Source organism: Acinetobacter sp. P8-3-8, assembly GCF_000214135.1.
Taxonomy (GTDB): Bacteria; Pseudomonadota; Gammaproteobacteria; order Pseudomonadales; family Moraxellaceae; genus Acinetobacter.
Genome location: NZ_AFIE01000038.1, coordinates 1 through 23,228, shown reverse-complemented (window position 1 = coordinate 23,228; position 23,228 = coordinate 1). Strand labels below are relative to the sequence as shown.

The 23,228-nt window shown below is 36.7% G+C and carries 22 protein-coding genes and 1 pseudogene; 15 read left to right on the top strand and 8 right to left on the bottom strand.

From position 1 onward, the window contains the following. Position 1 precedes the first annotated feature (1 nt). On the top strand, positions 2 to 745 hold the full coding sequence (locus tag GGG_RS0113950) for a DUF3142 domain-containing protein (protein WP_010115949.1): 744 nt from the start codon (positions 2 to 4) through the stop codon (positions 743 to 745). Positions 746 to 750: 5 nt separating this feature from the next. On the opposite strand, the gene GGG_RS0113945 is transcribed toward GGG_RS0113950, so the two are convergent. Next, a complete protein-coding gene (locus GGG_RS0113945; protein ID WP_010115948.1) occupies positions 751 to 1,236 on the bottom strand; it encodes a hypothetical protein in 486 nt (161 codons plus the stop codon). A 270-nt stretch (positions 1,237 to 1,506) separates the two neighbouring features. Here GGG_RS0113945 and rpsF point away from each other — a divergent pair, with 270 nt between their 5' ends. The 4 genes from rpsF to dnaB all read left to right on the top strand — a co-directional run bounded on the left by rpsF (position 1,507) and on the right by dnaB (position 4,229). Further along, the gene (gene rpsF, locus GGG_RS0113940) at positions 1,507 to 1,893 is read left to right on the top strand and encodes a 30S ribosomal protein S6 (protein WP_010115947.1); all 387 of its coding nucleotides are present in this window, start codon (positions 1,507 to 1,509) and stop codon (positions 1,891 to 1,893) included. Between the two features lie 11 nt (positions 1,894 to 1,904). Further along, positions 1,905 to 2,132 carry a 30S ribosomal protein S18 gene (rpsR, locus tag GGG_RS0113935; RefSeq protein WP_004719336.1) on the top strand — a complete coding sequence of 76 codons (228 nt, stop codon included), beginning with the start codon at positions 1,905 to 1,907 and terminating at the stop codon, positions 2,130 to 2,132. A 9-nt stretch (positions 2,133 to 2,141) separates the two neighbouring features. Then, entirely contained in the window at positions 2,142 to 2,588 is a 447-nt protein-coding gene (gene rplI, locus GGG_RS0113930; protein WP_010115944.1) for a 50S ribosomal protein L9, read from the top strand. Positions 2,589 to 2,783: 195 nt separating this feature from the next. Beyond that, positions 2,784 to 4,229, top strand: coding sequence for a replicative DNA helicase (gene dnaB / locus GGG_RS0113925; protein WP_010115943.1), 1,446 nt, complete (start codon positions 2,784 to 2,786; stop codon positions 4,227 to 4,229). 41 nt (positions 4,230 to 4,270) lie between these two features. On the opposite strand, the gene GGG_RS0113920 is transcribed toward dnaB, so the two are convergent. Next, a complete protein-coding gene (locus GGG_RS0113920; RefSeq protein ID WP_010115942.1) occupies positions 4,271 to 4,690 on the bottom strand; it encodes a DUF4259 domain-containing protein in 420 nt (139 codons plus the stop codon). Positions 4,691 to 4,994: 304 nt separating this feature from the next. On the opposite strand from GGG_RS0113920, the gene alr reads away from it, so the two are divergent. Further along, complete coding sequence (gene alr / locus GGG_RS0113915; RefSeq protein WP_010115941.1) at positions 4,995 to 6,068, top strand: alanine racemase; 1,074 nt, start codon at positions 4,995 to 4,997, stop codon at positions 6,066 to 6,068. 348 nt (positions 6,069 to 6,416) lie between these two features. Here the strand turns inward: alr and GGG_RS0113910 are convergent, their stop codons facing one another. From GGG_RS0113910 to GGG_RS0113890, 5 genes are all read right to left on the bottom strand, one after another. Beyond that, a complete protein-coding gene (locus GGG_RS0113910; RefSeq protein ID WP_029574597.1) occupies positions 6,417 to 6,851 on the bottom strand; it encodes a BLUF domain-containing protein in 435 nt (144 codons plus the stop codon). A 180-nt stretch (positions 6,852 to 7,031) separates the two neighbouring features. After that, a complete protein-coding gene (locus tag GGG_RS0113905) occupies positions 7,032 to 7,766 on the bottom strand; it encodes a proteasome-type protease (RefSeq protein ID WP_010115936.1) in 735 nt (244 codons plus the stop codon). A 132-nt stretch (positions 7,767 to 7,898) separates the two neighbouring features. After that, entirely contained in the window at positions 7,899 to 8,678 is a 780-nt protein-coding gene (locus GGG_RS0113900; protein WP_010115934.1) for a transglutaminase family protein, read from the bottom strand. Beyond that, positions 8,675 to 9,283, bottom strand: a complete 609-nt coding sequence (locus tag GGG_RS0113895; RefSeq protein WP_010115933.1) for an alpha-E domain-containing protein — start codon at positions 9,281 to 9,283, stop codon at positions 8,675 to 8,677. Before GGG_RS0113895 ends, GGG_RS0113900 begins: the two co-directional genes overlap by 4 nt. 38 nt (positions 9,284 to 9,321) lie before the next feature. After that, positions 9,322 to 11,061 (bottom strand): circularly permuted type 2 ATP-grasp protein, encoded by a 1,740-nt coding sequence (locus tag GGG_RS0113890; protein WP_010115932.1) that lies wholly within the window; start codon positions 11,059 to 11,061, stop codon positions 9,322 to 9,324. A 258-nt stretch (positions 11,062 to 11,319) separates the two neighbouring features. Here GGG_RS0113890 and GGG_RS0113885 point away from each other — a divergent pair, with 258 nt between their 5' ends. The 3 genes from GGG_RS0113885 to GGG_RS21390 all read left to right on the top strand — a co-directional run bounded on the left by GGG_RS0113885 (position 11,320) and on the right by GGG_RS21390 (position 14,866). Further along, a complete protein-coding gene (locus tag GGG_RS0113885) occupies positions 11,320 to 12,315 on the top strand; it encodes a YafY family protein (RefSeq protein WP_010115931.1) in 996 nt (331 codons plus the stop codon). 582 nt (positions 12,316 to 12,897) lie between these two features. Further along, positions 12,898 to 13,950 carry an SIR2 family protein gene (locus GGG_RS20895; protein ID WP_227500504.1) on the top strand — a complete coding sequence of 351 codons (1,053 nt, stop codon included), beginning with the start codon at positions 12,898 to 12,900 and terminating at the stop codon, positions 13,948 to 13,950. Further along, positions 13,901 to 14,866 carry a tetratricopeptide repeat protein gene (locus tag GGG_RS21390; RefSeq protein WP_010115928.1) on the top strand — a complete coding sequence of 322 codons (966 nt, stop codon included), beginning with the start codon at positions 13,901 to 13,903 and terminating at the stop codon, positions 14,864 to 14,866. Before GGG_RS20895 ends, GGG_RS21390 begins: the two co-directional genes overlap by 50 nt. Positions 14,867 to 14,932: 66 nt before the next feature. Here GGG_RS21390 and mnmG read toward each other — a convergent pair whose 3' ends face one another. After that, complete coding sequence (gene mnmG / locus GGG_RS0113870) at positions 14,933 to 16,813, bottom strand: tRNA uridine-5-carboxymethylaminomethyl(34) synthesis enzyme MnmG (RefSeq protein WP_010115926.1); 1,881 nt, start codon at positions 16,811 to 16,813, stop codon at positions 14,933 to 14,935. Positions 16,814 to 17,068: 255 nt separating this feature from the next. On the opposite strand from mnmG, the pseudogene GGG_RS21385 reads away from it, so the two are divergent. The 6 genes and pseudogenes from GGG_RS21385 to purH form a co-directional block, all read left to right on the top strand. Next, a pseudogene (locus GGG_RS21385) lies at positions 17,069 to 17,302 on the top strand (hypothetical protein); the annotation flags it as partial. 739 nt (positions 17,303 to 18,041) lie between these two features. Then, the gene (locus tag GGG_RS0113860; protein ID WP_010115922.1) at positions 18,042 to 18,935 is read left to right on the top strand and encodes a bile acid:sodium symporter family protein; all 894 of its coding nucleotides are present in this window, start codon (positions 18,042 to 18,044) and stop codon (positions 18,933 to 18,935) included. Positions 18,936 to 19,063: 128 nt separating this feature from the next. Further along, a complete protein-coding gene (gene prmA / locus GGG_RS0113855) occupies positions 19,064 to 19,966 on the top strand; it encodes a 50S ribosomal protein L11 methyltransferase (RefSeq protein WP_010115920.1) in 903 nt (300 codons plus the stop codon). 20 nt (positions 19,967 to 19,986) lie between these two features. Continuing rightward, entirely contained in the window at positions 19,987 to 20,871 is an 885-nt protein-coding gene (locus GGG_RS0113850) for a DUF3426 domain-containing protein (RefSeq protein WP_010115918.1), read from the top strand. Positions 20,872 to 21,242: 371 nt separating this feature from the next. Further along, positions 21,243 to 21,512 (top strand): DNA-binding transcriptional regulator Fis, encoded by a 270-nt coding sequence (fis, locus tag GGG_RS0113845; RefSeq protein WP_001086304.1) that lies wholly within the window; start codon positions 21,243 to 21,245, stop codon positions 21,510 to 21,512. 95 nt (positions 21,513 to 21,607) lie between these two features. Next, on the top strand, positions 21,608 to 23,182 hold the full coding sequence (purH, locus tag GGG_RS0113840; protein WP_029574596.1) for a bifunctional phosphoribosylaminoimidazolecarboxamide formyltransferase/IMP cyclohydrolase: 1,575 nt from the start codon (positions 21,608 to 21,610) through the stop codon (positions 23,180 to 23,182). Positions 23,183 to 23,228: the final 46 nt, after the last annotated feature.

Sequence of the window (23,228 nt, the reverse complement as noted above, 5' to 3'; positions counted from 1 at the left end):
CATGCTTAAGCAGATTTTTTCAGTTTTCATTGCTATGAGTTGTAGCTTCAGCTTTATAGCCTGCCAACCAAGTCAATCTGCTGCCTCATCAAGCTATCAAGTAAATGCCAATGACTATGATGCGTTTTGGATTTGGGGTGAGATTAAATCTGCTCCTTATCTGAACAAAGCCAAGGAAATTTACATCCTTCAAGGTGAGGTCAGAATAGATAAAGTTACGAATCAATCAGTTCTGATACCTCAAGGTGTTTCAGTTCTTAAAATTCCTCATCAAAAAGTATGGTTGGTCTTTCGCAATCATCATTTGAATTGGCAAACCCATGAATTAAATAAAATTTTAAATCGAGTTCGACAATGGGAAAATTCAGGGAATCATATTCAAGGGATTCAAATTGATTTTGATGCGAAAACTAAAAATTTAAATCAATACGCATTGTTCTTACAGCAACTTCGACAGCAACTGCCTAAGCAATATCAATTGAGTATTACCAGTTTGATGGATTGGACCAATATTCATGATCAGAATACACTGAGGCTATTTAGAGAAAATATTGATGAAATGGTCATTCAGACTTATCAAGGCTCTCGTACCATTCCTCATTATCAGGCTTATTTGAAAAAGGTTACAGCGCTAAAACTGCCATATAAAATCGGTTTGGTACAACATGGTGAATGGAATCGGCAACTTAAATTTGACACCGATCCAAATTTTAAAGGTTATGTGGTGTTTTTATTGAGGAAATAATATGGTCAATTTCCAAAAAATGTTGAATCATCAGTAAAACGACCAAACAACTCATCCATTTTCCCCGCATATTTCATATCTAAACGATGCCATAGGATTTTCGGAAGCGGAATAAAATCTAAGGTATCTGAACCAGCTGATACTTTACAAAAGCGAAGTTCATAATCAGGTTGTAAAATTTCATTCAAAGCAAACAATGTAGTATCTCGATCCGCACCATCACCTTGATAGGGAATGACTAAAGATTGATCTGCATAATGAATCGTAATGGTAAATCCCTGTTGATTATCCACATCTTCAATTTCAGCAGACAGATGTCCTGTTTCTAAAATATTTTCACAATAACCAATAATTTCTTCATCATCCTCTCTCCAATCCACCACCATAACGATGTCATAACGACCATCAAAAACATCGTAATAAAAATCAGATGTTGGATTTTCGATATAACTTTCAATCGTTTCGAGCTTTTCTGTGCTGTAATTGAGCATGGTGAAATCCCAGATACTATTTGTATTCATCTTGATCTTAATTTAGTGATTCGCTCAATCCTATTCAGTCGTGAATCTGTAAAAGTCGTCGTATAGATTCACTGATAAATATTTGAATATTAAATTGTGTTTGTCACTAAACTTTCCTATAATAAGCGCTCGCAATTTTTGCGGCACAATCTGTTGGCTTTTTAAGTTAACGCCGATTGTGACTCCTTGCTTCGATCTTTCTATTAAGATTGGGGCTGCATAAACCGTAAGGAGCTGACAATGCGTCACTACGAAATCGTAATTCTGGTACACCCAGACCAAAGCGATCAAGTGGTAGGTATGGTAGAACGCTATATCTCTCACATTAAAGATGCTGAAGGTCAAATTCACCGTCTTGAAGATTGGGGCCGTCGCCAATTGGCATACCCAATTAACAAAATTCACAAAGCGCACTACATTTTAATGAATATTGAATGTAATCAAACTACGCTTAATGAATTAGAAGAATTGTTCCGTTATAACGATGCAATCCTTCGTAACGTTATTATTCGTCGTGAAAACGCGATCACTGAAGAGTCTTTATTGGCGAAAAGTGCTGAAGAAAAACGCGCGCGTAAAGCACAGCGTGAAGAAGCACAACACGCTCAAGACTCTGCTGAAGCTTAAGGAGAACATCAATGGCACGTTTTTACCGTCGTCGCAAGTTCTGCCGCTTTACAGCTGAGAACGTTACGTACATCGACTACAAAGATATCGACACTTTAAAACAGTACATCACTGAAAACGGCAAGATTGTTCCTAGCCGTATTACAGGTACTAAAGCTCGCTATCAACGCCAATTAGCTCTTGCGATCAAGCAAGCTCGCTATTTAGCATTGATTCCTTACACTGACAATCATAAGTGAGGTTGAGCCGTGGATATTATTTTATTACAACGCATTAAAAACCTTGGTAAATTAGGCGATAAAGTATCAGTTAAAGCTGGTTACGGCCGTAACTTCCTTATCCCTCAGGGTAAAGCAGTTGCTGCGACTGAGTCTAATACTGCTGCTTTCGAAGCTCGTCGTGCAGAACTTGAAAAGCAAGAAGCTGATATTTTAGCTGCTGCTCAAGCACGTGCTGACCAATTGAACGAAGTTAACATCGTGATCACTGCTAAAGCTGGTGACGAAGGTAAACTATTCGGTTCAATCGGTACTCGTGACATCGCTGACGCGTTAACGAATGCTGGTCTTACTGTAGACCGTGCTGAAGTTCGTTTACCGAACGGTGCGCTTCGTCATACTGGTGAATTCAACATCGCAATCCAATTGCATCATGATGTTGTTGCAGAAGTTCTCGTTACTATCGTATCTGAGTAATTTCTCATCAAAAAAAGAGCATGCAATCGCATGCTCTTTTTTTATCTTTAGAATTTAGTTTTTCATTGCGCTATTATTATTTCACTTGAATAATCCTCCCTTCTTGCGCATTCTGTTGTACACTTAAATAGATCGATGTAAAGTTTAATCAGTATTGTTTTAATTTTACTAACCATTTAAAAATCAAGGTTTTATATGTCTCAGGCTACTGCCAACGCTTCTACAAATACTTTTAAAACTGATGCAAAAAACAATGAAAACGCGCAGTTAAAGGAATTTCGTACGCCACCTCATAACTTGGCGATTGAACAAGCTGTACTTGCTGCATTGATGACTGTTGCTGAATCTTTTGAACAAGTCAGTGATGCTTTAAATGAAAATGATTTTTATGCGACACGTCATAAATATATTTTCCGTGCGATTGAAAAACTTGCACAAGAAAACTCTCCTTATGATGCGGTTTTGGTGAATGATTGGTTAATCAAACAGAACCTGCATGACGCGATCGGTGGTGAAGAATATTTGATGCAATTGATGGCAGATTCGCCTTCAAGTTTCTACAACCTTGAAACTTATGCTGCAAAAATTAAAGAATTTTCAACGCTGCGAAGCATGATCAAAGTCAGTAATGAAATCTTGCAAAATGCGTATGACACCAAAGGCCGTGATGTCAGTGAAATTTTAGATCTTGCAGAGACCAATATTTTCTCTATTGCAGAACAACACAATAACAATGCTAAAGCACAAGGGCCAAAACCAATTACCTCAGTGGTTGCCGATGTATTTGATAAGTTAAATGAACTTTCTCAAATGGAAGGCAATATTACAGGTTTAACCACAGGCTTTATGGAGCTTGATAATAAGACCTCAGGTATGCAAGCGGGCGATATGATTATTGTCGCTGCCCGTCCATCTATGGGTAAAACTACTTTTGCCATGAATTTGGTTGAAAGTGTTTTATTTAACTGTGACTTACCTGCGCTGGTATTCTCAATGGAGATGCCAGCAGATTCGATCGCAATGCGTTTAATTTCTGCATACGGTAAAGTTCACCAAGGACATTTACGTTCAGGAAAATTAGATGGTGATGAATGGTCTAAAGTTACGGGGACGATTTTACAACTACAAGAAAAACATTTATATATCGATGATTCTTCTGCCCTACCACCAACAGAATTACGTGCCCGCGCTCGTCGTATTGCAAAACAACACGGCGGGAAACTCGGCTGTATCATGGTCGATTATTTACAATTAATGAAAGTTCCTGGCATGGGTGATAACCGTGTAGGTGAAATTGGTGAAATTTCTCGCTCACTCAAAGCCTTAGCAAAAGAAATGATGTGTCCTGTGATTGCACTTTCTCAGTTAAACCGTTCTCTTGAGAACCGTCCGAATAAACGTCCCGTAATGTCAGATTTACGTGAATCTGGTGCCATCGAGCAGGATGCCGATTTAATTATGTTTATTTACCGTGATGAGGTTTATAACAAAGAATCGAAAGAAGCAGGTACGGCTGAAATTATCATTGGTAAACAGCGTAACGGCCCGATTGGTACAGTCCGTTTAGCTTTTGAAGGTCAATATACTCGTTTCAGTAATCTATCCCCTGAGTATTATGCCCAGTATGAAGATGAAGAATAAATTTATTCTAAATCAATAGAATAAATTAAAAATAAGAGATTTTAAATTTTCGAACTTAAAATCTCTTTTAATTCATCAATATTACTGGTCCATTCTGTATAGTAATCTGACTCTTGCCATAATTCATTCAACTCTGAATTTTCACTGGTCAATAATTTCAAAGCCCGAATTGCTTTAGGAATCAGTGCAGGATTGGTTTTATTTTTATTCTGCTCAAGCCATTTTTCTACAGCTTCAGGAATATCTTCCTCCTCAACACCTCTTCCAAATGATTTCGCTAAAACCTCTGCGGCAGCATGTGCGACACATCCGATATCTGCATCGATATATTCTTCAGTAGACATTTCAATGATTTGATTAAAAGCATCCTCAATCGCCACATAACCTTCACTTTCTTCTAATTCATAAGCCCAATCGCATGCGGTATCATTTCCAAAAGGCTCATGTGACCATGCTCCCATATTCCCCTCCAAAATAAATCTTAAATTTGATTATAAAATGTACGATTTTATTTAAAAAATAAAGGGCTATATTTTTACAAATTATGTAAAACCCCAAATATACTCATTTTATCGATACAAAATGTGATTTTAATTAAAAACTCAAATGCTTATATTTATTTAACATTGATAAGACTACAATAATTACGCATTTCAAATGTCATGCTTCTTTTTAAAAATTATCGATTTTATAAGTCATTTCTTTGATCTAGCAATCCTGTGTTCTTACACAATTCAATATTTGTCATCCCGAAGGAGTACTAGGGTGCGTCAAGCAACAGTTTATATTGACAGTGAAGCGCTGCAATATAATTTAAACCGTGTCAAACAACTTGCCCCAACCGCTAAAATCGTAAGTATGGTTAAAGCCAATGCTTATGGACATGGAGTTAAAGACTGTTTAGCCGCCTTAGCTGCTACAGATGCCTTTGGCGTCGCCTGCCTACAAGAAGCTTTGGAAATACGTGAGCTTGGACACCAACAGCCAATCACCTTAATTGAAGGTGTTTTTAGTGCTGATGAGATGCAAAGTGTGATTGACAATAATATTGAAGTTCTTGTTCATCACCACGTTCAAGTTGAATGGTTACTGGCTCATAAGCAACAATATATTGCCAAAGGCTTAAAAGTTTGGGTCAAACTGAACAGCGGTATGAACCGTTTAGGTTTTAAAGTGCCTGAAATTATTGACATAATTCAAATGTTAAAAGCAGAAGGTTTTAGTTGCGTCTTGGCCATGCATTTCGCCAATGCCGATGCTGATCATCACCCTTTAAACGAACAGCAAAAAGCTCAATTTTTACAGGTTAAACAGGCCTGTGATCCGATCATGGCTTCATGCTGTAATTCCGCTGCAATTTTTAAATGGCCAGAATTGAATTTTGATTTTGTTCGTCCCGGTATCATGCTTTACGGTGCTTCGCCGTTTGTAGATCGATCTGCACATGACTTAGATATTCAACCTGTGATGACTTTTACTGCTGAAATTATTGCACTCAATCACATCCAAGCAGGTGAATCTGTCGGTTATGGTTCAACTTTTGTTGCTGAACAAGCGATGGATATTGCTATTGTTTCAATTGGCTATGGTGATGGTTACCCTCGCGCCTTTCAAAAACAAAACTATGTATCTATTCAAGGGCAAATGACCCGTGTGATTGGTCGTGTTTCGATGGATATGATCGCCATTGATGTGACAGATTTACATGCACCTTTAGGCACAGAAGTTGAATTGTGGGGCAAAGACCGCCTAGTTGATGATGTTGCTATTGCCAATGGTACGATTGGTTATGAATTATTGTGTCGTATGAGCGCACGCCCTTTGCGCATAAAGATTTGATATTCAAAATTAAAAAATCCAAGCACATGCTTGGATTTTTTTGCTTTAAATTTTAACTTGGTCTGTTTTATATAAATGAACGTCAGTTTGGGATAAACTCTGATGTAAGTTATTGAAAAGATAGATCAGGCATAGCAGAGTCTTACCGTTTAAAGTCAGATGTAAGGATTAACCTTCGGTTCGACCTACTTTTCTTTCGGGAAAAGTAGGCAAAACCATTTGTCAGTCGCCAACTCGACAGATACCATCATGTATCTAATATCTTGCAAAAACAGTATATTGTAGATGTAGCCCTGCCTCAAACAATGCGACTGACGTTTCCGTGTATCATATAGTTGGAAGAATATCTTATTCCGAGCTCAGGTTAAATGAGTTTGTTTCATACAATAATGCCAATAAATCGGGAATTTCATCATCTTTTAAATCCAGAGGCTGAAAATTTTCATAACCTTTGCTTTGGAAATACTGCTGAATTTGGCTATTTCGTCTAACATATTTCATTGACCATTGTGAAAAATGACCTTCATCTTCAAGCACATTGTTCTGAAATAATTTAATATCTTGATGTCTTGGATCGCGCAATAACTTCTCAAGTAAATGCTGAATTATGAGTTCATCACCTTCTAAACATTGAAAGAAATATTCATCCGCAAAATATAAAACCCCATGAATATCATGTTTGGTATTAAAATCGCGTGCTTCGTTTAGAATTTCCCTTAAATCATTTAAAACTTCATGCTCGGAAGAGCTTGCCCGACTTGCATAACACAGCTGAATCTTCATTTTATGACTAATCATTGAATTTATATTCAATACACTACAGCATCAGTGTAGATTCTCAATAAAAATTTGCAGTTGGGTATTCGCATTCACAATAAAATGAATTTTCATCTAAAAAATCAATATATTATGAAAAATGAAAAAACATGCTTAACTGAAAGTAAATCGAAACCTGAAAATACCCTATTTAAAATAATCATCGGTCGGTTTAGGTAAATCTTGCAATCCTTTCTTTAACGTTTCAGACCATTGCTTACTGATATGTTGAAAGTACGGATCTTCATCTGTAATTCTTTTTCCATTTGGACGAGTCAAAGAATCCTTTAAATAAATCATTGCATCTAACGGTAAACCAACAGATACATTCGAACGTAACGTTGAATCAAAAGAAATTAAACTGCAACGCAAAGCTTCATCTATAGGCATATCGTAGCTTAAAGCCCGATCTAAAATCGGTTTACCGTATTTACTTTCACCAATTTGGAAATAAGGTGTATCACTGGTTGCTGAAATAAAATTACCTTGCGGGTAAATATTATAAAGTTGCATCTCTTCACCTTTGATTTGCCCACCCACCAATAAGCTACAGAAATAATTACTTTGCTCTTGGGTGTCATCGGTGACATCCGCAATCACTTTTCTCAGCGTCTGCCCGACTAAACCAGCCACTTCAAACATGGTATTTACACTATATAAATTTGGTTCTTGTTTTAGTGCCAAATGATTTTCCAAATGACCAATCACTGCTTGCGTAGTGGCTAAATTCCCAGAAGTTTGAATACAAATAAAACGCTCGCCTTCAACGCCAAAAGTATAGAGCTTTCTAAATACAGAAATATGATCTACTCCTGCATTGGTTCGTGTATCACTAATAAATACTAAACCTTGTTGGAGTTTTAAAGCACAGCAATACGTCATGAAACTACCTTTCAAAATATTTGAAAATTCAAACCCAACTACATTTTAAGTTGCATTTTAAATCATGTTATATAAATTACGTTTTTTAATCTAAGTTTTTAAGTCTAAGTTATTTATCTACCATTGAGTTTTTCAACACGCAAGCACTTGCACGATAGAGTGCATGGTTTCAATTCCACCTTGTCCTCTTACGCCTCGTACTGGTGCGACATCCCAATAATCACGTCCAATGGCGACATAAACATGTGACTCAGGTCGAAAAAGCTGATTACTCACATCAATAATATGCCATTGTCCTTCTAAAAAAATCTCAGCCCATGCATGACTGGCTAAATGTGATTGATTATTCACATATAAATAGCCAGAAACATAACGAGCAGGCACATTCAACGCTTTAGCCATCGCAATAAATACGTGGCTATGGTCTTGGCACACACCTTGTTGCATTGAAAATGACTCGATCGCTGTCTGAGTCACCGACGTGCTTGCTGTGGTATATGGCATATCATTCAACAAAGCTTCTGCCAACTTATGAAAATGTGACAGTTGAATGGTTGGCACATATTGCTGTGCAAAAGCTAACATTTCACGATTACACAGGGTCGTTGCGGTAGGTTGTAAAAACATGACTGGCGATAGCTGATCTGAAATTCCAAACTGATTTTCAAAATTAATTTCAACAACGCCTTGTGCCATGATCAGCATCTGTTGATAAGGTTCAATCTGGGTACTGGTCAACCACACATTATTAAATGCATCTTTTTTTATTTGTTTTAACCCCGGTACACTCACATCCCATGAATGAATATATTGATGCTCATTGCTCTGTGGCGTCATTTTAATATATTGAATACTATTTTTTGTCCAATCTGAATATTGATAATGCGTTTGGTGATTGATCATGAGCTTCATAAGCGAACCATTTCAAATAGAGAGTCAATATGATCACTAAAATGATAATAATTCATGCTATCAGGTTGCTTTTTAAGTTCACTCCAAACATCAGGTAAACTTGCCATACCTTGTTGATCTAAACTATCAATCAAACGATCCAGTTCCTGCAAAGTTTGCTCACGATTTTGTTTCAAACGAATTTGACGATCCAATTGCTCCATTTTTTGTCCTAAGCTAAAAAATAGAAACAATAATTCATCTTCTTCTGCCTCTAAAACATCATTACATTCTTCACAAACATCGCAAATAAGCCCTGCATTTTTTTCAGCTTGTTGTAATAATTGATTTAATTCTGCAAAAGACTGAGCGGAAATCACACCACGTAAATCATGAATATTATTTTTAGCACTTTGAAACTGTTGATGAAATGATGCAGGTTGTTCTGTATCTAAAATCATTTCATTTAAAGAAGAAGCATCAAATGCAGGCAAACAAAATGCATGTGCATAATCTAATGCTGAAGTATTGTTTTTAAATGGAAACTGGCTACATAAATATTGTATACGTGTTAAATAGCGACCTAACCAAAATATATTTTGTGCATTCGTACTTAGTAAAATCATGTTCACTCCCCTATGGTTAGATGAATCATTTGAATGTTCTAAATAGAATATTCATCAATTACCCATGTATCTTTTATTCCACCGCCTTGCGATGAATTGACCACCAACGAGCCTTGTTGCATTGCAACTCGAGTTAAGCCTCCCGGCACAATTTCAATTCGCTCAGGTGAACTCAAGATAAATGGGCGTAAATCAATATGACGCTCCACAATTCCTTGTGAAGTTAAAGTAGGCGCAACAGACAAATCTAAAGTCGGTTGCGCAATATAAGCCGATGGTGAAGTCATCAATTTCATTCTAAACAAATCGATGTCTTGTTCAGATGCTTGCGGGCCAATCAGCATGCCGTAGCCACCTGAACCCTGCGCTTCTTTCACCACCAATTGCTCTAAATGAGACAGCACATAATCCAGTGCATCAGGTTCACGGCATTGATACGTTGGCACATTGGATAGAATTGGCTTTTCATTTAGATAATAGCTGATCATCTGATCAACATATGGATAGATTGACTTATCATCCGCTACACCTGTGCCGGGTGCATTGGCAATCACGACATTATTGCTTAAATAAGCAGACATTAACCCTGCCACACCAAGTGTGCTATCGGGTCTAAAGCTCAATGGATCCAGAAAACCATCATCCAAACGCCTATAAACTACATCAACTTGTTTACATCCTCGGACGGTTTTCACATAAACCTTATCGTTCTCAACAAAAAGATCACGTGATGTTACTAAAGGCACACCCATTTCTCTTGCCAAAAAAGAATGCTCATAATACGCACTATTATAACGACCCGGTGTTAAAACCACGATCATTGGATTATTAACTTTAGAATTTTCAGCCAATATTTCACGTAATAATTGTGGATATTGTTCTATGCCTGCGCCAAATTGCTGACACAATTCAGGCATGATTTTTTGACTCATTTTACGGCTTTCTAGCATATAAGACACACCCGAAGGTGTACGTAAATTGTCTTCTAAAACAAAGAATTCCCCTTTACTGTCCCGAACGATATCAATACCACTAATTTGACTATAAATATTGCCATTGAGTAAATGATTGAGCATTACAGGTTGATATGCTTCATGCGATAGCACTTGAATTTCAGGGATCAAACTTTCTTTTAAAATAGCTTGTTCATGGTAAATATCCGCTAAAAACAGATTTAACGCTTTAATTCGTTGCATGCAACCCGCTTCAATCGTTTTCCATTGTTGCTTTGCAATTACACGAGGAATCAAATCAAAAGGAATAGTGCGTTCAATACCTGCTTTCTCACCATACACAGCAAATGTAATTCCTTGATATAGGAAATGTTCTTGTGCCAACGTATTTAGTTGCTCAAGCTCATCAATACTGTGTTGAGATAGCCAAGCTTCAATTTTATTCGCGATCTCAGGTGATAAAACAGCATCATCTGTTAATTCATTGAAGAAAATAGAATGTGTTTGTTTCAGCAAATGCTGTGCAACTTGTTGTGTTTCGATGTGAATACTCAACTTATTTGTTTGATGATTAAAAACGTTATGGCCTAAACTTGGTTGGCTCAAAACTTCTTGATTTATAATGTTTTGATTTATTAGCTGTTGATTTAAAACTTGCTGATTTAGAATCTGATCGGAAAGTGTTTGTTTTGACAAAGTGGTTGAATGAATTGTTGAATGGTTTGATGTTACTGGCTCGTTTGCATCTAAAACTGGCAAAATCGCTTGTTCTACCTCTGCATAGCTTGTAACGCTTGAATTTGTATCTATGGTTTCTTTTAGCATACAAACCTCTTTTCATATTCTCTAATGGCTATTTTAAATTAGCAATTTCAATGCCAATACTTTATAGATTTTCTAAATAATTTTGGTCGATTGTATGACTATAGATTGGGTAAATAGCATCTTATAACCAATCTTTTTATTTTCATTATCAATACTTAAACACTTTTTTCAGGATATAACTTGCGAAATGTGCTGTAATTTTCTATTGTGTTACAGGTTCTGCTCCCATAAACATTTACGATTTTATTGATATCCAACATGCCTGCACAAGAAAAAGAAACGTCAAATAGCCTCTATCGCCAATGGCAAATCCTTTCCCGTCTGTCTACGGGGAAATGGATGGGTACACGTGAATTACAAGAAGTTTTAGAGCGTGAAGGTATTGAGATTAGCTTAAGAACGATTCAGCGTGATTTAAATCAAATTGCACAACGCTTTCCTATCGAAAGCAATAAAACCGTTCCTCAAGGCTGGCGTTGGCGTTCAGATGCGCCAATTCAAAGCTTACCGCACATGACCAGTTCGCAAGCGGTGACCTTTATGATGGTTGAAGAACATCTCAAACACTTGCTTCCACCAAGCCTGATTGATGAAATGAATCCTTGGTTTGATTTGGCGAAACGTAGCTTATCAACTCAAAATAATGTTCGACAATGGATTAATCGTGTCCGTATCGTCCCTGCAACACAGCCTGTGATTCCCCCACTCGTTGAACGTCAGGCTCAGCAAGCGATTTATGAAGGTCTTTTGCAAGACAAGCAAATTGAGTGTATTTATCGTTCTCGTGGACATTTGGGTGAGGATAAAACTTACTTACTCAACCCACTCGGTTTAGTTCAAAAAGGTGCAATTATTTATTTGATTTGCACTCGCCATGATAAATCTGATGTACAAACTTTTGCTTTACATCGTTTTAAATCAGCCACTGTTTTAGATACACGTGCTTTGCATCCTGTTGATTTTGATATTGATACCTATATCGACTCTGGTGCTTTAGGTTTCCGCGTTGATTTTTCTAAACCGACAGAGAATGTCGAATTAAAGCTCATCATGCACGAAGATGATGCACAATACTTTACCGAAAGCCAGCTGAGTAAAGAACAAAAAGTTGAAGCACTCAATGATCAACTTTATCAAATCAGTGCCGTAGTTCCTTTCACATCCCAATTGGTTTGGTGGCTGAGAAGTTTTGGTAAAAAACTCGTTCGTATCGAACCTGTTGAAGTATTTAATGCAGTGCATGAGATCGAATAGCTTGTTATCAATCAAAAGACTGTAGCTATAACGCCATAAAAAAAGAGCCTTTACGGCTCTATCATTCGATTTTTTTTGTTTTATTTGCTTTTACTGATTATTTTATTGCTGATTTAATTTATTTATGTTGTATGTCCACACCAATACAACATAAATTTTTTGATCGGAGAATGCTGAACAATTACAACATACAGCATGCCAATTCACCTGTGTTATAACGAATCGATTTCATCGTCATAGTTATTCACCTCTTGTTTTAGAATGTAAATTTAATTTAGCCGATAAAAATAATGTTGTGAAATAATCAATTGAGAATCACTTTTCATAAATTCTGTTTAGGAGTTATTTTGATAAGGTTAGATGAGATCTGTGTATTTCAATAAATTTACTATAGAAGTCGTAATGGGCTATAAAAAAATATGCCTCATAACTCATAATAAAAATTAAAATCTTCCCTTAAAAATTATTGAATAATCTATCTAAACTAATAATTTATCTATATAAACTTTGAATAAGAACAATAATCAATGCGTTTCATCAACTAAGATTTTATAAATTATTCAAAATTTCTTGTATAATTAGATGGTTATTTTAATTATAAATTCCTGTATGAACCATAGTGTTAAAAATATTGCAAAGACATTAAGAGATAGCAAAAAACAAGGAACACCTGTCGTTGTATTTACAGGTGCTGGATGTTCAAAAAGTGCGGGCATGCCATTAGCCAACGAATTGCTTACTGAAATAAACAAAAAATATAAAGGTAATTTTAGAGGTTTATCTGATAAAGAAAAAAAAGATTATGGTTTATGTATGAGCAAACTCACTCCACATGAGCAAAAAACTCTTATTGAAAAACATATAGCGAAAGCCAAAATCAATTGGGCACACATTGCTTTGGCAAGTCTTTTAAAAAATGGTTATTTAGGAAAAGTGCTTACTTTTAATTTCGACAATATCCTAAATCGTGCTTGTAGCTTAGATAATTTTTTCCCACCAATTTATGACTTAAAAGTTTTATCGGAGGAATACTTTACTGCCATTCCTAACCAATCTATTGTACATCTACATGGTCAGTGGAGTGGCTTCCAACTAGCAAACTCGGATGAAGATACCAAAATCCAAGCTAGTAAATTAAAAAACTATATTAAAAATACCATCAACACCTCACCCACTTTATTTATTGGCTATAGTGGTGGAGCTGACGCTTTTTTTAAATTAGTGGAAGAAAATTTTATTGGTCAACATCGTCTATTTTGGATTGATTATGCAAAAGAACCAAATCAGAATGTAAAACAATTTATTGATGTTAATCCAAATCATCGCAATTTTATTGGTGAACAAGATGCAGATCGATTTCTTCTAGAGCTTGCAATAGAACTAAAATGTTTCCCAACAGAATTATTTAAAGATCCAATTAAGCATTTACGTGAAATTTGTGAGTTTGTAAATCAATTTCCACTTCCAACAGCAGATACAGAAATTGATATTTTAGAAGATACAAAGAAAATCCTTGCAATTGTAGATGCTAATAAACCCAATTTTACAACTCTTAAACTAGCTGAAGCATTACATACCCAAAAATTTGATTACATTATCAATCAAACTCAATCTAGCACTAAAGCCTATTTCTAAAATTGTTGCTTCTGCTTATTTAGGTAAAGCTTTGCATTTTTTAAACAAAGATGACCAACAATTTCAAAAATATTTTGATAAAGCCATAAATTTAAAAACTGATTTTTATCAAGCTTATGCAGAAGTCGCTATTCAATGTGCCTTAACTGGTAAACAAGATTACATAGAGAAATCTTTAAACTATTTCGAAATGTGCTTCGAAATAAACCCAAAAATAACAGATACTAATCTAATTCAAGCATATGCAATCGTTCTAACTGAAATGGGGGCTTTCAAAAAAGATAAAAAATTAATCTTAAAAGCTATAGAATTCTATAAGAATTTACTGAACGTATTACAAAGCGATCCTAATTATTTAAAAAATTATGCAAATTCTTATAAAAAATTGGCTTTACTTAGCAATAATAGTAAGAGTCTATTTAGTGAGGCTTTTAAATTTTATAAAAAGTCATTAGAGATAAATCCTAATGATATTCAAATTCTTATCGATTATGGTATTGCAATTTTTTATTCAGCTCAAATTAATAAAGATTTAAATCTATATAACAACGCTTTAAAGCAATTGGAAAAAGCTAAAGAACTCCAACCAAAGAATTTAAATGTTTTGACAAATTATATTACCTGTCTATTAGGCGTAGCGAATATTAATGAAGATGTACACATTTTTGAACAAGCAAAAGATACTTGTGAAAATGTATTAAACATTGATCCAAATAATTTGAGCAATTTAGAAAATTATGCTATCTGCCTATCTGCCCTTGCCGAATTGAAAAATGATATAACCATAGCCCAAAAGGCAATAGATCATTTTGAAAGGGCATTAAAATTTAAGCCCAATGATAAAGATTTAAACCACAACTATAAAGAAGCAATTTCCATCCGAAATAGTTTAAACAATAATATAGCCACTATATAATCAATCTTATAAAAAAACCCGCAATAAGCGGGTTTTCTACAACTTTAATTTTTGAATAATAAAGCTTTAAGCAATTTTCTTCGCTTGATTATTCTTACGAATCGTAATCATCACCAATTGAACCGCCGCAGGTGTAACACCCGGAATACGACCAGCTTGGGCCAAAGTTTCAGGACGTACATCTTTCAATTTCAAGGTAATTTCACGAGATAGACCTGAAACAATATCATAATCAAAATCAGCAGGAATACGTGTTTCTTCAAGACGTTTCATTTGTGCTACATCTTCTTGCTGACGGTTAATATAACCTTCGTATTTCACAGCAATTTCAATCTGCTCACCCACAAATGCTGAAACTTCAGAACCTGTCAATTCAGCAATTTGAGCAAAATTGATATTTGGACGTTTTAACAAATCAATCGCAGAACATTCTTTAGAAAGATCAGCACCTGTCATTTCTACGAATTTTTTACCCATTGGGTTGTTTGGAGCAGCCCAAAGATGTTGCAAGCGACCTTTTTCAGTTTCAACAGCTTCCATTTTTTCACAATACGCATTCCAACGTTCATCATCCACCAAGCCCATTTCACGGCCAATTGGCGTTAAACGCTGATCCGCATTGTCTTCACGCAACATCAAACGATATTCAGCACGTGAGGTAAACATACGGTACGGCTCTTTGGTACCTAATGTAATCAAATCATCAACTAGAACGCCCATATACGCTTCATCACGTTTAGGTGTCCATTGCTCTTGATCCCACGCACGGCGAGCAGCATTTAAACCAGCAAGTAAACCTTGCGCACCTGCTTCTTCATAACCCGTCGTACCGTTAATTTGACCTGCAAAATACAAGTTAGCAATCGCTTTGGTTTCTAAAGAGAATTTCAACGCTTGCGGATTGAAATAATCATATTCAATCGCATAACCCGGACGAAGAATATGCGCATTTTCCATACCACGAATCGAACGAACCAATTCAAATTGAACGTCAAATGGTAAAGAAGTTGAAATACCATTTGGATAAAGCTCATGCGTATCCAAACCTTCAGGTTCTAAGAAGACTTGATGTGAATTTTTATCTGCAAATTTATGAATTTTATCTTCAATTGATGGGCAATAACGTGGGCCAACGCCTTCGATCACACCTGTGTACATTGGTGAACGATCTAACCCACCACGAATAATGTCATGAGTACGCTCATTGGTATGCGTAATATAGCAATTCACTTGCTCAGGATGCATAGAAGCATCGCCCATGAATGACATCGTCGGAGATGGAAAATCGCCCGGCTGTGGTGTCATCACTGAGAAATCAACTGAACGTGCATCAATACGTGGCGGTGTACCCGTTTTTAAACGACCTACAGGTAAATTCAATTCACGTAAACGAGCAGCCAGTGAAATTGAAGGCGGATCACCTGCACGACCACCCGAAGAATTATTTAAACCGACATGGATCACACCACCAAGGAAGGTACCAGTAGTTAATACCACTGTTTTTGCATCAAAGCGGATACCCATTTGAGTAACCACACCTTTAACGGTATCGCCTTCAACGATCAAGTCGTCTGCTGCTTGTTGGAAAATGTCTAAATTGGCTTGATTTTCCAAAGTATGACGAATTGCAGCTTTATAAAGGATACGGTCTGCTTGCGCACGTGTTGCACGAACCGCAGCGCCTTTACGTGAATTGAGAATACGGAATTGAATACCACCTTTATCGGCAGCCAAAGCCATTGCTCCACCAAGAGCATCAATTTCACGGACAAGGTGTGACTTCCCAATACCACCAATCGCTGGGTTACAGCTCATCTGCCCTAAAGTCTCAATGTTATGAGTTAGGAGTAAAGTCTGTCGACCCATACGTGCCGCAGCAAGTGCCGCTTCCGTACCTGCGTGACCGCCACCAATAACAATGACATCGTAAACTTTAGGATAATGCATAGTGATAATTGAGAGATAAATAAAATGACAGGAAATTATAGCAAAATTTTACTTTTTATTTTAGGCAGTTTTACAAATTTTATTTTTATACAGGATAACTATACATCTTACACAACTTGACACTTTGTTTCAGGATTCCTCCATAAATGAAATTTAATTTAATCAAAAACTTCTCTAGGATAAAAACCGAACTGGCAATTATTCAATCTCTTTTTAGCTATTGAATCCACACTTTTTAATAAAAGGAATATCATCATGAAAAATACGATGTCTAAAGTGATTGCAACAACACTACTTAGTTTTGTGACTTTTTCTTTCGCCCATGCAGCAGAAGAAAATGCAAGTAAGGCTGAAGTGAAGAAACAGATTCAAATTTGTAGCAAGAAAAAACAAGGTGATTGGGTGGTATATGCCAACAAAGGCGTTACTTTTAACGGTACTTGTGAACCCAATGCTGAGGGTAAATTGCAGTTTACTTTCCCTGCACCACCAGCAGGCTCAACAGCGATGAATACACCGAGCGCAGAAGCAACAGCAAATACTGCAACAATGGAAGCTGCACCAGCAGCAGAAACAATGTCAGCGCCAGTAAGCGAGGCACCTCAAGCAACTGAACAACCAAGTGCAACACAACCTGCTGATGCACCCGTTCAAGCGCAATAAGCTTGATTTTAAATAACCTGAGTTCGGGATAAAATATTTTCCCAACTATATGATACGCGGAAACGTCAGTCGCATTGTTCGAGGCAGGGCTACATCTGTAATATGCTGTTTTTGCAAGATATTAGATACATGATGGTATCTGTCGAGTTGGCGACTGACAAATGGTTTTGCCTACTTTTCCCGAAAGAAAAGTAGGTCGAACCGAAAGTTAATCCTTGCATTTGACTTTTAAACGGTAAGACTCCGCTGTGCCTGATCTATCTTTTCAATAACTTACATCAAAGCTTATCCCGAACTGACGTTAAATATACAAATACACAAATTTTATCTTATGTTTAATACATAAAATTTGTGAAAAATCTAAAAAAGTGGTTGGCTTCAAGTCAGCCACTTTTTTTGATCTATATATTCATTCTCGATAAGAAAATACATCAAAATTTAAAACTAAGTTATTTATTTTTATCATCTTTTAATTATTCAAAAATTCATTTCTAAAATCAATGATTATCAATTACACTCAAATAAAATAGATATTTTAAAACAATGACATGGAGAGAACAAAAAGATGGATTCAGGGATTATTACCATAATGCTACCGCTAGCACTTGCCATCATTATGATTGGTTTGGGCTTAGAATTAACACCGAAAGATTTTGCACGGGTTTCCAAACATCCCAAAGCTGTACTGATCGCTTTATTTTGTCAATTGGTACTTTTAGTTGGAATCGCCTTTATCATTTGTAAAGTGCTTGCTTTACCGCCCTTACTCGCAGTCGGTTTAATGTTATTAGCTGCTTCACCGGGGGGAAGTACTGCTAACTTGTTTAGCTATTTATTTAAAGGCGATATTGCGCTCAATATTACTCTAACGGCGATAAACTCCGTCATCGCAGCATTTACCTTACCATTAATTGTCAATTTTGCAATTCAGCATTTTATGAATGATGGACAGCAAATCAGTATGCAATTCAGCAAAATCTTACAGGTTTTTGCCATTATTCTGATTCCTGTATGTATTGGTATGTTGATTCGACACTATGCACCTTCATTTACCAAAAAACTGAATAAGCCCTTACGTATTTTCTCGGTTGCTTTTTTAGTGCTGATTATTATTGGTGCAATTGCCAAAGAACGTGCTCACATTTTGGAATATTTAGCTCAAGTTGGGTTGGCTACTGTGATTTTCTGTATTTGTAGCCTAGTGATTGGTTATTTTGTTCCACGACTGCTTGGGATTAATAGTGCACAAGCCCGTGCATGTGCTTTTGAAATTGGTATTCATAACAGTACTTTGGCGATGACTATTGCACTTACCGTGATTGCCAACAGCACTGTAGCAATGCCTGCTGCGGTTTACTCTATCTTTATGTACATTTTCGCAGCGATTTTTGGCATGCTCATTACACGCTTAACTGCCAATGAACCAAGTATAGAAAATTCAACCAGTCCTAATACATAGACAAGTACATTCGTCAAAGTTATCAATTTTAAAATGGATGGTTGAGCCATCCATTTTTATTTTCATAAGACGTAGCAATAGAGTTTCGGCTACAATAGCGGTTTTAAGAAATACATTAGGTCTTTACCGTGAAGTGGTTACAAATTCATATTACTGTTGAACAAGCTCAAGTTGATTTTACCGAAACATTATTAAATTCACTTGGTGCTGTAAGCGTTACACTGGATGATGCTGAAAACCAAGACTTGCTTGAACCACTTCCGGGTGAAACACCACTTTGGAATAAAGTGATTGTGACTGGTATCTATGCCCAAGAAGACGATGAACACATTGATGTTGATGCATTAGAAACATTTATTCGCACACAAATGCCTGATGCACCGATGCGCAGTGAGTTTCTTGAAGACCAAGCATGGGAACGTACTTGGATGGATGCTTATGAGCCGATTCAAATTGCTGAAAAATACTGGATCGTTCCTGAATGGATGGAAGCACCTGAAGCAGATGCAGTCAATATCAAACTGGATCCGGGTTTAGCATTTGGTACAGGTAATCATGCTTCAACATTTCTATGCTTACAATGGTTAGGCAAAATCGATGTAAAAGATAAGATTGTTATCGACTATGGCTGTGGTTCAGGTATTTTAGGCGTTGCAGCCCTACTTTTAGGCGCTCAAAAAGTCTATGCCACTGATATTGACCCACAAGCCGTTTTAGCAACTCAACAAAATGCAGAGCTTAATGGAGTATTAGATCGTCTCTATGTCGGATTGCCTGAAGAGTTTAATCAGGAGCTTGCTGGTCAAAAAGCTGATGTGTTTGTAGCCAATATTCTTGCAGGCCCACTTATGGCGCTTGCGGCTGAATTCTCAACTTTAATTAAATCTGAGGGTGAGTTCGCACTTGCAGGTGTAATTGAAGAGCAAGTGACTGATGTTTCTAATGTTTATTCTGAATTTTTTGATATAGTAGAAGTTGAGAAGCGTGATGAAAATTGGTGTCGAATTTCAGGATCACGTCAAAAGTATTAATTTGTGAAATATAAGCATCTATGACAGAGAAACAAACCCGCTGCCCGAATTGTCAAACAATCTACAAAGTATCAGTTACACAGCTAACTGTTGCTCAGGGTATGGTTTGTTGTCCTAAATGTGGGACGAATTTTAATGCGTTGTTAAACCTACAAGTTAATCTACAGAATTATGATTCTTCTAAGCAAACAGACACGAATCAAGTAACGATACCTATAAATGGTACACCGCAGACATTTACATCAACATCGTTAAATCATCAAACCGAAACACATATTTTAGATATTTTTGATCGTAAAGTAGAAAACTCTAATATTGATTTGAGAACCTACTTAAATAATCTCAATTACTTTAATAATGAACCTCTTCACAGTATTCCCAGTTTAAACTTATCTCAAGGCATCAAGGATTCTGCTCGTCAGGAAAAAAATCCGCGAACCAAGTTTTACTATGCTTCATGGGGATTCATTAATATTGCATTACTAGCAATCTTGCTTTTTCAAATCGTGTGGTTTAATCCTAGCCTGACCGATCGTTATCCTTTAATCAACCGTATTTTTACGCAAACCTGTTCGATATTGAATTGTGATACTGCTGATCAACGTTATAAACATATTGTGATTAGCAAACTAAAAGTAACCGTGATTGATAGTCAACAAACGCAATTTAGGGGGCAACTCAACAATGAATATTCTAAAAGCTTAGAATTACCTTTAATAAAAGTATTACTCAAAGCACATGATAAAGTTGTAGTGACTTATATCATCACGCCTGATGAATATCTGATTGAAAGTCTCATTGGCATTAAACGTATTCCCAAAGATAGCCCCTACCCGTTTAAATTTATTGTTACAGCGTCCAGAAATACATTTGATAGCTACCAATTAGAAGTAATTCACCCTTAAGATTGAAAAAATCTATAAAAAAATGAAAAAAAATGTAGTTTTCTTGCTCATTTTTTCTTAGACAATGGTATCATGTGCGCCACGAAAGCTTTGTGCCACAAACTCCTCGCAATTTTTCACAAAAAATACAATCTTTTTTATGTGCTTTATAATAAATTCAGCGCATCAGGGATGTTTTTTGTTTTGAGGCGTTCAGTAACAAATATTAATCTATTGTTACGCTTATTTTTCGCTCAATTGTGTAAGCTGTGGCAAGCTAATTGTTTCTGTTTTAGAGCCAACCGTTTTAGGATCTAAGACGAAGCTCAGTATTTTTTAGACCACATTTATCACTTTACCCAAGTGATTATAGATTTTTCGGATTAACTCGCATGAATAGCAAATCTCCTATTTTTACTGCACAATCTGATGTCGCTCTTCGTATCCACGTAGATCGCGCAGTTCGTCACTATTTTGCACAATTGCAAGGTGAACAACCATCACAAGTGTACGACATGGTGTTAGCAGAAATGGAGAAACCTCTTTTATCTGTAGTTCTAGAATACACGCGAGGCAATCAAACTCGCGCCGCTGAGATTCTAGGACTCAACCGCGGTACTTTACGTAAAAAGTTGAAAGCTCACGGTTTAATGAGTGAATAAATGATAAAATGCTCACGACTTACGTGGGCATTTTTTTTACCTACGTTTTGCCTATTTGTTTAAATCTCTAGACTTAAAAACTGTTGATGAAGATCATGACTATGAAACGCGCTTTAATCTCTGTTTCCGATAAAACTGGGATCGTTGAATTTGCCCAGAACCTTGTAGCTCTTGGGGTAGAAATTTTATCTACTGGTGGTACATATAAGTTGCTTAAAGACAACAATGTATCTGTAGTTGAAGTTTCAGAGCATACTGGTTTTCCTGAGATGATGGATGGACGTGTAAAAACACTACATCCGAAAATTCATGGTGGTATCTTAGCTCGCCGTGGTCTAGATGAAGCTGTGATGGCTGAACACAACATCGATGCGATCGATTTAGTTGTTGTTAACCTATATCCATTTGCAGAAACGGTAGCAAAACCGAACTGTTCACTTGCCGATGCAATCGAGAATATCGATATCGGTGGTCCAACAATGGTTCGTGCAGCTGCGAAAAACCATGCATCTGTTGGTATTGTGGTTAATGCTACAGATTACGCAACAGTGATTAACGAATTAAAAGCAAATGGTACATTGTCATACGAAACTCGTTTTGACTTAGCCGTTAAAGCATTTGAACATACTGCACAGTATGACGGTATGATTGCTTCTTATTTAGGTGCTCGTGTAGGTAAAGAAGAAGGTCAAGCTGACAAATTCCCGCGTACTTTCAATACGCAATTGAATAAAGTACAAGATTTACGCTATGGCGAAAACCCGCACCAATCTGCAGCTTTCTATGTAGAAAGCACAGCGACTGAAGCATCTGTTTCAACTGCGAAACAGCTTCAAGGTAAAGAGCTTTCTTATAACAACATCGCAGATACTGATGCAGCACTTGAATGTGTAAAATCATTTGCTAAACCAGCGTGTGTCATTGTTAAACATGCGAACCCATGTGGCGTGGCTGTTTCTTTAGATGGTATTCAAGTCGCTTATGATCTTGCTTATGCAACAGACCCAGAGTCTGCTTTCGGCGGCATCATTGCATTTAACCGTGAGTTAGATGTTGCAACTGCACAAGCAATTGTTGATCGTCAATTCGTTGAAGTGATTATTGCACCAAGTATTGCAGATGGCGTACTTGAAGTAACTGGCGCGAAGAAAAATGTACGTGTTTTAGTGTGTGGTGAATTACCAGCAATTGATGAACGTGCAACTCAATACGATTATAAACGTGTGAATGGCGGTTTATTGGTTCAAGACCAAGATTTAGGCATGATCACTAAAGATGATCTTAAAGTCGTGACTAAACGCGCTCCAACAGATGCAGAAATTGATGACTTAATCTTTGCTTGGAAAGTTGCAAAATACGTGAAGTCGAATGCGATTGTTTATGCAAAAGGCCGTCAAACGATTGGTGTAGGCGCAGGTCAAATGAGCCGTGTCAACTCTGCTCGTATTGCTGCAATTAAAGCTGAACATGCAGGTTTAGTTGTTGAAGGTGCTGTAATGGCTTCTGATGCATTCTTCCCGTTCCGTGATGGTATTGATAATGCTGCAAAAGCAGGCATTAAATGTATTATTCAACCGGGTGGTTCAATGCGTGATGAAGAAACCATTGCTGCTGCTGATGAAGCAGGGATTGCAATGGTCTTTACTGGCATGCGTCATTTCCGTCACTAATTAATTTTTAAATCCTCCCTAGCCCTCCTTTAATAAAGGAGGGTTT